At 55.3% G+C, this 13,967-nt stretch carries 12 protein-coding genes; 3 read left to right on the forward strand and 9 right to left on the reverse strand.

Translation table 11 applies throughout. The features are described from left to right. Positions 1-8 precede the first annotated feature (8 nt). The 8 genes from DMZ65_RS16600 to DMZ65_RS16635 all read right to left on the reverse strand — a co-directional run bounded on the left by DMZ65_RS16600 (position 9) and on the right by DMZ65_RS16635 (position 9,345). Positions 9-1,757 carry a Rieske 2Fe-2S domain-containing protein gene (locus tag DMZ65_RS16600; protein WP_116599026.1) on the reverse strand — a complete coding sequence of 583 codons (1,749 nt, stop codon included), beginning with the start codon at positions 1,755-1,757 and terminating at the stop codon, positions 9-11. Between the two features lie 14 nt (positions 1,758-1,771). Then, entirely contained in the window at positions 1,772-2,677 is a 906-nt protein-coding gene (locus tag DMZ65_RS16605) for an aromatic ring-hydroxylating oxygenase subunit alpha (RefSeq protein ID WP_116599114.1), read from the reverse strand. Positions 2,678-2,698: 21 nt separating this feature from the next. Continuing rightward, the gene (locus DMZ65_RS16610; RefSeq protein WP_116599027.1) at positions 2,699-3,628 is read right to left on the reverse strand and encodes an ABC transporter permease; all 930 of its coding nucleotides are present in this window, start codon (positions 3,626-3,628) and stop codon (positions 2,699-2,701) included. Next, positions 3,621-4,742: an ABC transporter permease gene (locus tag DMZ65_RS16615; RefSeq protein WP_116599028.1), complete on the reverse strand. Its 1,122-nt coding sequence runs from the start codon at positions 4,740-4,742 to the stop codon at positions 3,621-3,623. Before DMZ65_RS16615 ends, DMZ65_RS16610 begins: the two co-directional genes overlap by 8 nt. After that, on the reverse strand, positions 4,739-6,265 hold the full coding sequence (locus tag DMZ65_RS16620) for an ABC transporter ATP-binding protein (RefSeq protein ID WP_116599029.1): 1,527 nt from the start codon (positions 6,263-6,265) through the stop codon (positions 4,739-4,741). The genes DMZ65_RS16615 and DMZ65_RS16620 overlap by 4 nt, the downstream gene beginning before the upstream one ends. A gap of 91 nt (positions 6,266-6,356) precedes the next feature. Next, entirely contained in the window at positions 6,357-7,388 is a 1,032-nt protein-coding gene (locus tag DMZ65_RS16625) for a BMP family lipoprotein (protein WP_116599030.1), read from the reverse strand. A gap of 22 nt (positions 7,389-7,410) precedes the next feature. Then, positions 7,411-8,373, reverse strand: a complete 963-nt coding sequence (locus DMZ65_RS16630) for a PDR/VanB family oxidoreductase (RefSeq protein ID WP_116599031.1) — start codon at positions 8,371-8,373, stop codon at positions 7,411-7,413. Between the two features lie 21 nt (positions 8,374-8,394). Then, entirely contained in the window at positions 8,395-9,345 is a 951-nt protein-coding gene (locus tag DMZ65_RS16635; protein WP_157960613.1) for a Rieske 2Fe-2S domain-containing protein, read from the reverse strand. Between the two features lie 347 nt (positions 9,346-9,692). Here DMZ65_RS16635 and DMZ65_RS16640 point away from each other — a divergent pair, with 347 nt between their 5' ends. Then, complete coding sequence (locus DMZ65_RS16640; RefSeq protein ID WP_116599033.1) at positions 9,693-10,529, forward strand: helix-turn-helix transcriptional regulator; 837 nt, start codon at positions 9,693-9,695, stop codon at positions 10,527-10,529. 383 nt (positions 10,530-10,912) lie between these two features. Here the strand turns inward: DMZ65_RS16640 and DMZ65_RS16645 are convergent, their stop codons facing one another. Continuing rightward, positions 10,913-11,512 carry a recombinase family protein gene (locus DMZ65_RS16645; RefSeq protein WP_116599034.1) on the reverse strand — a complete coding sequence of 200 codons (600 nt, stop codon included), beginning with the start codon at positions 11,510-11,512 and terminating at the stop codon, positions 10,913-10,915. Between the two features lie 184 nt (positions 11,513-11,696). Between DMZ65_RS16645 and DMZ65_RS16650 the strand changes: the two genes are divergently transcribed. Continuing rightward, the gene (locus DMZ65_RS16650) at positions 11,697-13,109 is read left to right on the forward strand and encodes a TnsB C-terminal domain-containing protein (protein ID WP_157960614.1); all 1,413 of its coding nucleotides are present in this window, start codon (positions 11,697-11,699) and stop codon (positions 13,107-13,109) included. Positions 13,110-13,111: 2 nt separating this feature from the next. After that, positions 13,112-13,927, forward strand: a complete 816-nt coding sequence (locus DMZ65_RS16655) for an AAA family ATPase (RefSeq protein ID WP_025031068.1) — start codon at positions 13,112-13,114, stop codon at positions 13,925-13,927. Positions 13,928-13,967 lie beyond the last annotated feature (40 nt).

A 13,967-nucleotide genomic window follows, 5' to 3' on the forward strand; every position in this document is an offset into this window, starting at 1 on the left:
CGGCCTCCTCAGATATCCAGCACAAGCCGCTTTGACTTGGCTCGTGACACGCAGGTGATGATTTTCTGGTTCGACGCCTTCTCGCTGTCGGAAAGATAGACGTCCTGATGATCGGGCTCGCCTTCGATTACCGTTGTCAGGCAGGTGCCGCACGCCCCCTGCTCGCAGGAACTGGGTGCCTCGATCCCGTTTTCCTGAAGAATTTCAAGAATGGTCCTGCCTGCTGGCACTTGCAGCGTGAGTGCCGACCGTGCAAGCGCCACTTCGAAAGTGGAACTGTCGTCTATTTCCTTGGTGTTCTTGAAGTATTCGAAATGCACCGCGTCTTCGGGCCAACCGGCTTCGGCAGCGATTTTTCGGGTGGCTTCAAGCATTGGGCCGGGGCCGCAAATGTACAGGTGGTGCGCGTAGTCGTAGCCGGACAGCAATTCCTTCAGCGCGCCGCCCGTCGATGCCGGATCAAGTCCAATATGTGGGATCAGATTGCTGCCAAATGTTTTCAGCACATCCGGGAAGGACAAATGCGCCTCGGATTGCGCGAAATAATGCAGCTCATAGCCCAACCCCTGAACGTGAAGGGTTTGGGCCATGGCCAGCATCGGCGTGATCCCGATGCCGCCGGCAACAAGAATTGTTTTCAATGCATCGCGCCGAAGCGGGAAATTGTTGCGGGGCGCAGAGATTGCAAGCACATCTCCTGCCTGAACAGCATTGTGCATGCATTCCGAACCGCCGCGTGAGTCCGGTTCCCGCTTGACGCCAATCCGATAAAAATCGGTTTCGCCAGGTGCATTGGTCAGAGAATATTGGCGTGACATCCCGTTGGGCATATGCAGGTCGATATGCGCTCCGGGTTGGAAAGTGGGCAGCTGTCCATTCAGCGCCTCCAGCCGAAAACCCGCGACACCTTCAGAGGCATCCCATTTATGCGCCACAGAGACACGCAATTCAGCTTTTGGACCAGATTTCGCGCGGGCTGGCATTTTGGCTAGTTCTTCGTCGACCTTCGAAAACTGAACTTCAATTGGTTCCGGGACCGGCAGCATTGTGGCTTCCGCCTCGATGACATCGCGCAGCGCTTGCATCCTGCGATTATGATGGCGCAAAATGTTGCCGGCGTCGGCTGGCTGGTCTGTTAACACGCCACGCAAGATGGATCGCCCGGCATCCACCGGCTGGACAAACAGCAGAAGCGTTGCTTTTGACTGGTCTTGCTTAGCGTGCAATTGGACGTGATTATCAGTTTCTTCAACCAAAGTGACATCGGCGCACCCCTCGCCAATTGGAGAAAAGCGATAAGACTTAGCATGTTTCAAAGCAATGTCAGGGGCGGCTTTTACCGGTATTGGTCGAAGCGCCAAAACGTCATTGCCATTCAACACAGCTGGCGCTTCGAATTCTCCGATCGGATCAACGGCAGACCAAACCAAACCATGTGATTCCACTGCTGAATACGTGTTGTTACAGATTGTCCGCGCTGGTGCATCAGCCGGGTGCGCAGGGATGTAAGTGCAGCCAGCCGTCCGGTTGGCGTAGCGCCAGCCGTGATAGAGACACCTCAGCTCACGACCTTCGTTCAGGCCGACCGTCAGGCGCACGCCCCGGTGCAAACACCGGTTTTCCCAGACATTGACGTGGCCGTCGTCGGCCCGCCACACTGCCATTTCGCGCCCCCAAAGCTGTCCATGATAAATGTGCCGCATCGGGAGATCAGTGCTTGATGCAATCGGGTGCCAAGTAGTCAGATCTGTCGTCATGACATACCCTCTTTCTATGCTGCTGCAGGGATCACGCCGTAGCGCAGACCCTTCCGACTCAACCAGCGTCGAAACGCGATGGCCGTTTTGTCGGCTCGAATTGGAGTTTCGGATCTGGGATCCAGCGGAAGCCGCTTCGGATACTGGTTTTCCAATATCGGCTTGTCCTGCCCGAAGATCACCTGCTGGAAATACCGAATACTCTCGTAGGTGTTGTCTTCATCGATGACGCACATCCCTGTATGCGCGCGCACCCAATCCTGGCTCATGGGTTGCAGGAACATATAGATCACGTCACTGCGTGACGCATCGTTGGGGCTGGATTTGTAGAGCAATGCGCAGTTTACGTGCGGCACCCGATACGTGTAATCGACCATCGCACCGCCTTCAGAAGCTAGCGCGGCCTTTGGTTGATAGAATTGGCACTGTGTAGCCAACACTTCGTCACGAGTTTCTGAAACCTCAACTGCATACTCCTTAACCTCGGTATGCGGCTCTTCCCCAAGAATGCCGGTATGAACATAAGGAAAGTGACTCATGTCCAAAAAGTTCTCGACGGCACGGCCAGCGGAAACATTCACGCCAAACACACCCGTCGGCACATTTATACGATCGGCCTCGTAATATTCCTCAAATGAGAACAGCGTTTCAGGCGGCTCTCCAAGCGACGTCCAGACGTAGCCGTGCGCGATATGTATGGGTAGCGGATTGCGGACCGTTTTCGAGGTTAACCGGCTCCGCGTTGGAAGTTGGTTATCAAATGGCCAAGCATAAGCATTTCCGTCTGTGTCCATGCCATAGGAAATATTTTCTTCCAGAAGCATGGTCGAATGGATTAAGCCCGGCGTGATTTCGTCGATTGAACTAAGCGGATGCCACTGGTTCAGGATCACTGGGTCTGTACATTTCAATTCGGTCATGTCGTGGGCTCCATTCATTGCTCAACGGAAATAGGGAATGCCTAAGCGCAAGGGTTGGCTGGATTTTCTGCGCAACCCCATCAACAGCAGGATCGAGGCAAGATACGGCATCGCCAGGAAGATCTGGTGCGGCACATTGAGCCCCAGTACTTGGACATGTGTCGCAATGCTTTCGAGCAGCGCAAAGACAAGCACGGCGGCAAGAACGCCACGAGGCAGCCAGTTTCCGGCAATGATGGCTACGATGGCCAACCAACCACGTCCTGCCGTGATATCTGCTAGGTAACGGTCGGAGAAGCCCAGCATCAGAAACCCGCCGCCCAATCCTGTCATTACACTCCCGATCAGCACGGCAATGTATTGACGCCCGGTGACGCTGAGTCCTTTAATATCCAGTGCCTTGGGGTTTTCGCCGAGGCAGCGCAGTTCAAGCCCCCAACGTGTCCGATAGAGTAGGAACCAGATGGCAGGCACCGCGGCAAATGCAACATAAGTCAGCAACCGCTGCGAAAAGAGAATTTCCCCCAGCCAAGGGATCGAAGAAAGGACCGGAATGGGAACATTCTCGAAACCGTCAAAGGTCGGTTGCGCCCGCCCCTTGATATAGATGCGGAACCAGTAAAGCGTCAGGCCGGCGACCAGCAGGTTAATCCCCAGACCCGTGATGAAATGGTCTACGCGCATCGTTGCCGTCATAAACGCGGTCAGAAGACCAACGAGGCCTCCAACGACCATTGAGGCAAGGACAGCGAGCCATATCGAGCCGGTTGCCGTTGCAACGATGTAGGCGGTAAACGCTCCCATCAGCATGGTGCCTTCGACGCCCATGTTCCAGATACCTGCGCGTTGCGTGACCAACTCGCCAATGGCAGCAAACAGAATGGGCGTCATGATGCGCACTGTTCCGGCCAGAATGCTGACAAGAATGGCTTCCTGAAACAACTCAGACATCTTTCTCGGTCCTCACGAGTTTGTAGCGTGCTGCAACTCCCGCGCAGAGGAAGGCGAGCAGCAGGATGCCTTGCATGGCCGGGACCAATGCATCCGGCACTTGAGCCAGCAGCTTCATGTAGAGACCCCCGCTGGCAAGCCCGCCGAAGACGATGCCCGCCACGACCGTGCCAAGCGGACGCAATCCTCCGATCATGCCGATGATGATGCCGGTATAGCCCAGGCCATAAAGCGTATCGGCGCGGAGGCGGTGGGCAGTTCCAAAGATTTCAGACACCCCGGCCAGTCCCGCAATCGCACCGCTTACTGCCATAACGATGATGATGGTCCGGCCAATATTCGTGCCGCGATAGGCCAGGGCGATCGGATTGAACCCCATCGCGCGGATTTCGTATCCCAAGGGGGTTTTTTCCAGAAGGACGTAGCAAACCAATGCTGCGGTCAACGCAAGGATAAATCCCAAATGCAGTTTCGTGCTGCCCAGCAGATAGGGGAGTTCCGACGCGGCCGGAATCGGGCCGGTTTGCTGATAGACGACTGTCGTGGAAACCTCGGTCCAGGGGCCGCCTCCGATCAGATACGACAACAGGAACACGATCAGGTAATTCATCATGACGGTCGAAATGATTTCGTTTACGTCGAACCGGTCTTTCAGAATCGCTGCGGTTGTTCCTAGCAGCGCGCCGCCGATCATGCCGCTGAGGATGATAAGACAGACATAAAGCCATGCCGGCAGCCCAATGAATACAAGGCAACCAAGATAGGCGCCCATCGCCCCGGCATAGACCTGACCCTCCTGGCCAATGCTCCAGACCTGGGCGCGAAAGGCGACAACGGTCGCCAACCCGGTCAGGATCAGCGGTGTTGCCTTCGCCATCGTGGCATAAAGGGCTTTCTCACTACCGAAGGCGCCCTTCAGAAGCGCGGAATAGGCTTTGAAAACATCCGCCCCGCTCGTCAAAAGCAGCAATGCGGATAGGAACAATCCGAAGAGTGTCGCCAGCGCATACATGGCAAAAGTCCAGGACCGCTTGGGATTTACCCGACGCTCGATCCGCCATTTCGGCACCGGCTCCGGGAAAAGGTTTTCAGCCGGTTCATTGATGCTGGTCATGCTGCGACCCCCTGTTGCCCGCCTGCCATCAAGAGGCCAATTTCTTCTATCGTGGTTGATTGCGGATCGACCACGCCGGTTATCCGTCCGCTTGATATCACGGCAATCCGGTCCGATAGATTAAGGAGGTCTTCAAGTTCTTCTGAGGCCAATAGAACGGCATAGCCTTCGTCGCGCTTGACAATGATCTGCTTGTAGACATACTCGATAACCCCGAGATCGAGGCCACGTGTCGGTTGGTTGGCCAGCAGCAGCTTTCTGGAATGCACAAATTCTCTTGCTAGAATTACCTTTTGCGCATTTCCACCCGACAGGTGATTGACTGGCGTCAATCCGGATGGTGTCGTAATCTGGAACTCATCGATCAGGCCATCAGCGATCGTGCCGATCTGCTTGTGATCCAGGAATGGACCCTTGGTATAGTCATCGTGGCGCTGCCACCCTAGGATCATGTTTTCGCGAATATTGAACTCCGGGATCAGGCCTTCGCGAAACCTGTCATCGGGCACCAGTCCCACACCTCGATCCATGTAGTGGCGCGAGGGCAGGCCTTTGATCTGTTCACCACCCAATATGATGCTGCCGCTGTCAGGGATCAGGACACCTGAAAGTGATTCAAACAGCTCTTTCTGCCCATTGCCCGACACGCCTGCCAGACCCAATATCTCCCCTTTCCTGATTGCCAGGCTGACATCGTCAAGCGCCAGTTTTCCCCGCCCGTCGCGATAGACAAGATTTTCCACGATCAGAACCGGCGGCTCTGTTCGGTCGCGGTCATCAGAGCGGTCGCGCGCGACCCGTAAATCCACGTCCCGCCCCACCATCATGCGTGTCAATTCGTCCGGGGTAACATCCGACGGCTTTACCGTTCCCACGACCTTTCCCTTGCGCAGGACCGTGACCCGATCCGACCGCATGACTTCGACCATCTTGTGGCTGATGAGCAGGATCGACAGGCCCAACTCGCACATATGATCGATGATCCGAAAAAGTTTTCGCGACTCTTCCGGTGTGAGCACCGCCGTCGGTTCATCCAGAATCAAAACCCGGGCGTCGAGATAGAGCGCCTTGAGCATCTCAACCCACTGCTGCTGACCGACGGCCAGATCACGCACGTTGGCATCAATATCCAGATCGATTTCGTATTCCCGGCAAAGCTCCTCGACCCTTGCCCTGGCTTCTTGCATCTGTAGTTTCCATCCCGCCTCGTGTGTGCCCACAACAATGTTTTCGAGAACGGTGAACTCGCTAACCAGCACAAAATGCTGATGGACCATTCCGATACCGATATGAATGGCGTCGCGTGGCGACCGAAAGGCCACGGGCTTGCCATTAAATTCGATGTGGCCGCCTTCTGGCTGGTAGAAGCCAAACAGACATGACGAAAGTGTGGATTTTCCCGCACCATTTTCACCGAAGAGGCAGTGTACCTCACCCGGCTTCAGCTCAAAGTTCACGTCCTCGTTGGCGATGACACCTGGGAAGCGTTTTGTTAGATTTACGGCTTTCAGAAGTGTGGACATGATGACTCGGTTCCGATGGCTTTTCGATAAGTTGCGCCCGCCCAGGGAGGAGGAGGTTATGAGCGGGCGCGAGATCGGCAGGGAGTGCCGATCAGTTTGAAACCGGATTTTTGACGTTGACGTCGACGACGAGCGATCCGGATTTTATTTCGGCGATCGTCGCATCGACCAAGGCCTTCACGTCGTCCGGCACCTTATCTGCAAGCGCCTGATAAGGGGCGATACCAGCTCCACCATCAGCCATGCCACGCCAGATGATGTCGGTGTTCCCGTCGTAGGGTTCGCCGTTCACCTGTTTGTCCCACCATTCGTCGATGATCCAGTTCACGTCAGGGTCCCAGAATGCAAGCGCGCTGGATACGATCGTTTCAGGTGAATAGCTGTGTTGGTCCCCGAAATTGGCAAAGCACAAAATTTCCGCCTCTTCACAGGGTTTGAAATTGGCCGCGAGAGAAAAGATGATATCAGCCCCCGTTGATATCTGGGCGGAGGTCATTTCTGCCGCTTTACCCGGATCATACCAGCTCTCGATGAAGGCGACTTTCTGGACAATGTTTTCGTTGACCGACCGAGCTCCCGCAAAGAACGAGTTGATCTCATCGTTCACGTCGTCTGCCGGGAATGTCCCCACGACACCGAGCGTGTTGCTTTCGGTCAGTTTGCCGGCCATGACACCCAGAACATAGGAGGCTTCGTGAATACGCTTATACACCCAGTATTGGTTGCCGCCCAATCCCTCGTTGCCCGAGCCAACCACGACGAAAAGAATATCCGGAAACTCGTCCTTCAGCTTTTTGACTTGGTCGGAATATGTCGAATGGGCCCAGATGACGTCGAACTCACCCGATTCAGCGAAGAGGCGCATCGCTTCACCCGCGTCGTCACCCCATAGCGGATCGGTATATTGCCAGTTCATGTCAAGCCCATGGGGTTTTTCCGCCTTCACGCGTTCAAGCGAGTCAATCAGAGTGCCGTCCCAGGGGGATTCGATCCCCGCCGATAGGATGATCGCGATGTTAAGATCCGTCGGATCGTCAGCGGCGGCCGTTTGTGCCGAAACGAAGACCGAGGACAGTGCGATGGCACTGGCGCCGGCTATCGACAAGAATTTACGTTTTTTCATTTTTTCCTCCCGTTTAGGTTTCTCACAGGTCCAAAACCAGCAGATCGGTCAACGCACGCGAGCAGCAAAGCGTCATTTGATCGTTGTCGGCATGTTCCTCTTCTGTCAGCACTAGATCACGGTGATCCGGTGTGCCTTGCAGAACCGGCGTCAGGCAGGTTCCGCAAATTCCCTGTTCGCATGATGTGGGAATCTCTATACCGGCGTCAGCCAGCACTTCTACGATTGTCCGGTCGGCGGGTACGTCGAGTACATCTCCGGTGGAATCCAGCTTGATCTGAAAGGGCCGGTCCTCGCCGTCGACAGCCTGCAGGTCTGCGGTAAAATACTCGCGATGAAGGCTGGAGGCAGGCCAGGCATCACTTGCCGATGCCAGTACGGCATCCATGAACCCGGTGGGTCCGCAGACATATAGGTGCGTCCCTTCTTCGGGCGGCTGCCTAAGCGCATCGATATCGAATTTTTGCTTGGCGGGACCGTTGTCAAAATGCAGATGGGCGTTTTCTGCAAACCCGGACAATTTGACCATGCCTTTGAATGCCATACGTTCGGGCGAACGGGCGCAATAGTGCAACGCAAAGCTTTCGCCCCGTTCATGCAGCGCCTGCGCCATGCCGAGGATAGGCGTAATCCCGATACCCCCAGCCAGGAGCAGTGAGTGCTTGGCGGAATCGTTCAGTTCGAAATTGTTGCGCGGCACGCTTATCGAAAGCGTTGCGCCCACGGTCAGTTCATGCATGGCCGCCGAACCGCCGCGACCGGCTTCTTCCTTCAGAACGCCCAGACAGTAGCGATGTGATTCCGATGGATCATTCCACAATGAGTATTGCCGGATGAGGCCATCACCCAAATGCACATCTATATGAGAACCCGCCGTAAATCCGGGCAGGGAGGAACCGTCTGCATGAACAAGCTCGAACCCGGCGATATCCTTTGCGAGCATCGTTTTCGCAGCAACTTTTACCTCGAGCAAACCGCTGTTCATCTTTCGGACCTCCAACCGTCTTCAGCTTGCCATCGGCGCGCCCAGGCCAAGCTTGGCCAAGGTTCGGCGGTATTCGACAGACATCCGGTCCGCCGGAATGTGGATTTCCTCGGTCAGATCCAGCGGCAAATCCTCTGGCCGCTGGCCTTCGACCATCGGCTTGTCTTCGTCGTTGATCAACAAGGACTCTTTCACAAGGAAATCGGCATCCGGATCGCTTGTCGTATCGGTGCAGACCTGGAAAATACGAGTTTCATGCGCAGAGACAGGGCAGACCGTGTCCGCAAAATACTGACGGTAATCGCTGTCATTTGGCGCGATGATGATGATGGTCGAGAATGGCAGCGTCAGCTGATAAGTATAAGTCACTTGGCGCTCACTCCCCTCGACATCATCCGGAAAACGATTGCCTCCTTCCAGATAAGGCAACTGAAAGCTGAGGCCGTAATCCGTCTTTTCGACTTTATAAGGAGGGATTGGATCTGCCGTCTTGCCGCCGAAAGTACCCTGATGTACCCACGGGAAATGGGCGACATCGTTGAAATTCTCGACATGTCGGCTTGCCGCGGCATGCCAAGTACCGCTTGGAATGTAGAGATTTTTCAGGCTCTCGTCTTCAATCCCGGGCCAGACAGGCAACGGATGTGCGGGTTCGTCCGAAAGGCAGGCAAAGACGATACCATAGCGCACTTCGGATTTCAGCGACATCAGGCGCATCTTTGGCGGAATTTTTGCATTCGGATCGGCTATGGACGGAATTTTGGTGCATTGACCCGAATGATCGAAACACAACCCATGCATGGGGCATACCAGGGTGTCGCCATCCATCCAGCCACCGCTTAGCCGTGTGCCGCGGTGAGGACAGATGTCACGTGCAACCGAGATACCTTCCGACGTCCTGTAGATCACCAGATCAACATCCAACAGCCGCGCATTGACCGGTTTGTCCTCGATCTCATGAGCAAAAGCCACGGGATGCCAGAACGATGCCAAAATCCGCCAATCGCTCTCATCAAAGGTACAGTTTCGTGGCAGATCACCTGCGTACTTTGAGTGATTTGTGGCTTGGAACATCCGTTATTCTCCATACTGGCGAAATTGGCTGGCAGCCCCTTGGAGGCTTGAAGAGGCTATTGATGCCCACAATGTTGTTGACCTAAATCAACTTTAAAATGACTGAATCGCGACTTTTGTTGCCTGAAATTAATATCCAGTGCATATTAATCTTTGCCACCACCCATCTCTGTGTCTGAATGGTGATCACTTGCGTCGCCATGTCACAGAACCACTATTCGGCATTTTGATCTTTGATTGATTTTATGGACCAGCTACTCAACTACGTTCGCGGATATTCCTTCGGCAAAATGACTTACCCTAACGGAGGTGTCTTCGGCCCTATCTTGCGCCCGTACCTGTCACTATTAACGGTTGAACAAGGTTGCTGCATCATGCGTACGGAAGACGCCGAAATTCTAGTCGCGGCAGGACAAACTGGCGTTGCCGTTGCAAATGAAAAGTTTGAATTTCACTATCGCAAGGGCGAGTGCACGACTGCGATTTGGTGCGAAGGGTTTTTACCGCGCCTGCAGAAACTTGAATTTCGCCAGATGTGTCACGGCTACGAGACGGTGTCGACAACTCAAAGGCTAGCTCAATTGCAGGAGATCGGACTAGAAGCAGGTCATTCTTCTGGACCAGAACTTAATGCAATGCGAGATGCGATTGGTCACGCTGCCCTTCGTGCATTTCTGGTTGAAGCTCATCAATCCGAGGCAGACAGAAAAATTCCCAAAGCGATCCTTATTGCTCGTCGATTTATAAAGGAGAATATTTCTGACGAAAAACTAGATATGCCGACAATCGCCCGTAATTCAGGTATTACGCAGCAATATCTGATCAGCGCCTTTAAAAAGCATATAGGAATTACGCCCTCGCGCTATTTATGGCGAGTGCGGGCTTCAACCGCGCGACAACTCCTAATTCAATCTGGTCTCGCGCAATCCGAAATCGCCTTCAAATGTGGGTTCAAAAGTATGCCTCACTTTTCCAGAACGATAAAAAAACTCTTCGGAATGTCACCTGCAGAACTACGCAAGGACTTGGGATTCACTCAGCCAAGCGATACTGAGGACTCTGTTGTAGATACTTTGTTCTGACTGTGTGTTGGATCGTCCTGCAGGTCAGCAGGTTTAGATATCAGCGAGTTCTGTGTCTCGAAACACTTTTCATCACAACACTAAATCAGCTCACGAGAGACATCGAGGAAATTGAGCTCGCATTGAGCCCTGTTACAGAGCCCATAGATACATGCTGCAGCAAATGTGAACTTCCAAAAGCGGTCTTAGGAGAGGTGCCGTGAACGGCGAGTTTGATTTCGCTCGGTTCCAACGCATCGCAAGACCGGTTTGGTGAAATCCACCGCATCGCCGCACCCATGTCGCTGCAAGCGCGACAATATTCTGCGTGAGCAATATCTGCAGCCGCACAATTCCGGTTTGTCCGCAGAGCAGTTGTTGATGTAGAGCGCGGCGAAGGTCAGCTAGCGCGCTTCGATGGATACTTCGGCGCTCGGCGTCCGTTGTAGGACGCGATAGACTGTCGGCCGCGAAACATCGAACAGTTCTGCCAGATCGCTGATGGAGTAGTCGCCCGTGTCATACATGCGCCGCAACTCTGTCTGGCGGCGATCCGACAGCTTGGGCTTCTTGCCCTTCAGCTTCCCCTTAGCGCGGGCGACTGCCATGCCCTCTTTGGTGCGCATGCGGATCAGGTCAGCCTCGAACTCGGCGAAGGTGGCAAGAATGTTAAAGAACATCTTTCCCATCGGATCGTGCGGATCATAGACCGACGCCCCTAAGGCAAGCCTAACCCCGCGCTTTGCCAACTCGTCTGCGATGGAGCGAGCGTCCGGAACCGACCTTGCCAGCCGGTCGAGTTTTGGGACCACCAGCGTGTCGCCGGCTCTTACGGCGGCCAAGGCCTGCGCCAGTCCTGGCCGCTCGCGGTTCGTTCCGGTCAAGCCATGGTCAGTATAGGTGCGGTCCTCAGCCACACCGAGATGCAGGAGGGTTGCCTTCTGAGCGGCAAGGTCCTGTTTATCGGTCGAGCATCGGGCGTATCCAATACGAGTTTCAGACATGGGGGCGTCCTTCGGAAAAATTATTCTGGAGCCATGTAGAATTGTAACGAAAAAGGCCCGTTAAATGATACTATCACCGTACCAGCTAAATGAGAATCGATTTTCCCCTTAAATATAAGGTGTGGGCCCGAGGCGAGACGGCGTCCGCTCAGCGTTCCCCTTTCGGACAGATTGGAGATGCAGAATGGACGAAGCGATGCGCCGGTTCGCCGCTCTGCGACCCCATCTGGAAGAGGGCGTTTCTCTGACCACTGCCGCCCGCGCGGCCGATGTGCCGATCCGGACGGCGCAACGCTGGTTGTCGCGATACAGGCTGGAAGGTCTGGACGGATTGAAGGTCAGAGCGCGATCTGATCGCGGCACTCGCAAGCTACCCGGGCCACTGATCACTTTGATCGAGGGGCTCGCGCTTCGCAAGCCCCGGCTGTCCTGTGCCGCAATCTATCGACGCGCTGAAACTGTTGCCAAAAGCAGGGATTGGTCAGTTCCATCCTATGGCACCGTTCATTCCATCGTACAGGCACTCGGTCCTGCGATGGTCACGCTAGCGCAGGATGGGGCGTGCGCCTATCGAGACCGCTTCGAGCTGATCCACCGACACAGAGCGAGCGCACCGAATGCGCTCTGGCAAGCGGATCATACGATGCTGGATATATTGATCATCGACGCGAACGGAAAATCGGTGCGGCCTTGGCTGACTGCGATTATGGACGACTATTCCCGCGCAATCGCTGGATACCTAGTATTTCTCGGCGCACCGTCGGCTCTGCAAACGTCCTTGGCGCTTCGACAGGCCATCTGGCGCAAGCTGAATCCGGACTGGCCGATCTGCGGGATTCCAGAAATTCTCTATGTCGATCACGGGAGCGACTTCACATCAGAACATCTCGAACAGGCAGCTGCCAGCCTGCGGTTCCAGATCATCCATTCCGCCGTAGCGCGACCGCAGGGGCGCGGAAAAATTGAGCGTTTTTTCGGCACATTGAACACCGAACTGCTTCCGGAGCTCTCCGGCAACGTCGTGAACGGGAAACCAGCAACATCGCCGAAACTGTCGCTGGCCGATCTCAATGCCGTCATCGGCGCGTGGATCACGGAGACCTACAATTCTCGCACTCATCGCGAAACGGGGCTGCCGCCGCTGACGTCGTGGTGCGCCGACGGTTGGCTTCCTCAAATGCCCAACACTATTGACGACCTCGACCTGTTACTCGTCATGGTCGCAAAGCCTCGGCTCGTGCGCCGCGACGGTGTGCATTTTCAAGGGCTGCGCTTCATGAGCACGATCCTTGCTCCCTATGTCGGCGAAAGCGTCACGATCCGATATGATCCGCGCGACCTTGGTGAGATCCGCGTCTTCCACAAGAACCGCTTCCTGTGCCGCGCCATCAGCCCGAAACATGCCCATGAGACGATCACGCTGAAAGACATACAGACAGCCCGTGCGGCGCAGCGGCGGGCCCTGCGCCAGCAGGTTAATGAACGGGTCGGCGTCGTTGCGGAATATTTCCCGGAGGGAACAGCCCGCAGGACGACCGAGACCGCGCCTCGACCGCAACGCAAGTCGAAACTCCGAACCTATCAGTCTGATGATTGACAATGACGGGACAGCGCAATGGCACATTCATCGCCACGAAAGAGCATCGCCGCTTTGTCGAGTTCGCAGCTGCGGTGCAGAAACACCGGTATATCGGAATCTGCTTCGGCACGGCTGGTGTCGGAAAAACGATGTCGGCGCGGCGTTTCGCCCGGTGGGACAAGGCCGAAGCGCTCCTGACGGAGTGGGGGCCACGCGACGCATCGGACGCCATCGCCTATGAGGCATTGGCCAAGTCACGCACAGTTTTCTACACACCGACAGTCGGCGGCCCGGTTCGGGAGGTTCGGGAAGATTTACGCCGTCTTATAACCCGCGCAGAAGGTTCCATCGATCTGGCGCTCAATCCGAGCATGGTTATTCCGGAACGCCATGCTCAAGGGTCTATAGAAGTTCTGGTAGTCGATGAGGCCGAACGACTTTCGACGCAAAGTCTTGAACATGTGCGCGATATCTTCGACCGGACCGGTATCGGCGTTATCCTGATCGGAATGCCCGGCCTGGAACGAAAACTGGAACGCTATCCGCAGCTCTACAGCCGGATCGGCTTCGCACACCACTATCGCGCGCTGAAGGGGGATGAACTGACCTTCGTCCTCACCCGCCACTGGCGAAAACTCGGCCTGCAACTGGACGCCGCCGACTTTACTGATCACCAAGCGATCGCATCCATTGCCCGCATCACCGGCGGGAACTTCCGGCTGCTGCATCGCCTCTTTGTCCAAATAGAACGCATCCTAAAGATCAACGAGCTATCACTCGTTACTGACGACGTCGTCGAGGCCGCACGCTCCACGCTGGTAATTGGCGCCACTTAGCGCTGAAGGAACACCGCCAGATAACGCTGGGGATCACAGC

The sequence above is a fragment of the Primorskyibacter marinus genome, assembly GCF_003313245.1.
Lineage (GTDB): Bacteria > Pseudomonadota > Alphaproteobacteria > Rhodobacterales > Rhodobacteraceae > Primorskyibacter > Primorskyibacter marinus.